The sequence below is a fragment of the Micromonospora sp. CPCC 206060 genome (genome assembly GCF_036906895.1).
In the GTDB taxonomy this organism is placed as follows: domain Bacteria; phylum Actinomycetota; class Actinomycetes; order Mycobacteriales; family Micromonosporaceae; genus Micromonospora.
On record NZ_JBAKHU010000218.1, the window covers coordinates 1 to 1,473 of the forward strand.

General features: G+C 66.8%; 1 protein-coding gene. It reads left to right on the forward strand.

What is annotated here, in order from left to right; all coding sequences use genetic code 11:
• Positions 1-1,473 (forward strand): ISAzo13 family transposase (locus V6U90_RS33340; protein ID WP_334445149.1); only part of this gene is annotated, 1,473 nt, incomplete at both ends.

Sequence of the window (1,473 nt, forward strand, 5' to 3'; positions counted from 1 at the left end):
GGCCGGGGGCGGACGCAAGCGGGTCGAGGAGAAGGATCGGGGACTTGTTTGCGCTCTCTTGGCGCTGGTCGAACCGGACGAGCGGGGTGATCCGGAATCGCCGCTGCGGTGGACGACGAAGTCGCTGCGGCACCTGGCGGAGGAGCTGAACCGGCAGGGATACGCCGTCTCGGCGCCGACGGTGGGCCGACTACTCAAGCAGCAGGGGTTCAGCCTGCAGGTCAACGCGAAAACTCTGGAGGGGGCCCAGCACCCGGACCGCGATGCCCAGTTCCGCTACATCAACGAGCAGGTCAAGCGGCACCAGGCCGACGGCGAGCCGGTGATCAGCGTGGACACCAAGAAGCGCGAGCAGATCGGGAACCTGCCGATGACCGGACGGGAGTGGCAGCCGCAGGGAGAGCCGGTCGAGGTTGAGGACCACCACTTCTTCTTCAGCGGTCCGGACGTCGAGCACGCCATTCCCTACGGGATCTACGACCTGGCCCGCAACACCGGCTGGGTGAACGTCGGCGTTGACCACGACACCTGTGTCTTCGCCGTGGAATCGATCCGCCGCTGGTGGAGCACGCGCGGCAGTCTCGACTACCCGGACGCTACCCGGCTGCTGATCACCGCGGATGCGGGCGGTTCCAACGGCTACCGCTACCGGGTATGGAAGAGCGAGCTGGCCGCCCTGGCCGCCGAGACCGGCCTTGAGATCACCGTGTGCCACTTCCCGCCCGGCACTTCGAAGTGGAACAAGATCGAACATCGGCTGTTCTCGCACATCACTCGCAACTGGCGTGGACGCCCATTGACCAGCCAGGACGTCGTTATCAAGACCATCGCCGCCACGACCACCCGCGCTGGACTGCGTGTTGAGGCCACCTTGGACACCGGCGACTACCCCACCGGCATCGCGATCAGCAAAGAGCGCTTCGCCGCCCTGCCGCTTCAGCGGCACGCCGTCCTGGGCAACTGGAACTACACACTCCAACCCACGTCGCCTACAACCCCGACACCGATGGGCGAACAAGACGGCCCCGCCCGGCGCCGTCAGGCCATGCTCGTGAAGCTAGCCGACGAGCGTCTCACCGGCATGACCAGCGACGCCTTCGCGCAGCTGGCTGCGGCTCTCGCCCCCGCTCAGGCCGCCCGCACCCAGCAGCGCTACAACGAACAGCGCGGCGGAAGAGCACGCCGGGCCACCGGCAAGGTCCGCCACAAGCCACTCTTCGACGACCCGGCACGGCTGTTGCTCACCCTGCTCTACCAGCGCCAGGTCTGCTCCATGAACGTCCTGGCCGACCTGCTCGAGGTCACCGCCACCTGCATCGCCGGCCACGTCCACGAAACCCGTGAAGTCCTCGAAGACCACGGCCACTTTCCCGGCACCACTCCGGCCCGCTTCAACACCGCCTACGACCTGCTCGCCTTCCTCGAACACGACAGCATCCCGGCCAGGACCACGATCATCGAGAAGCTGTCAGA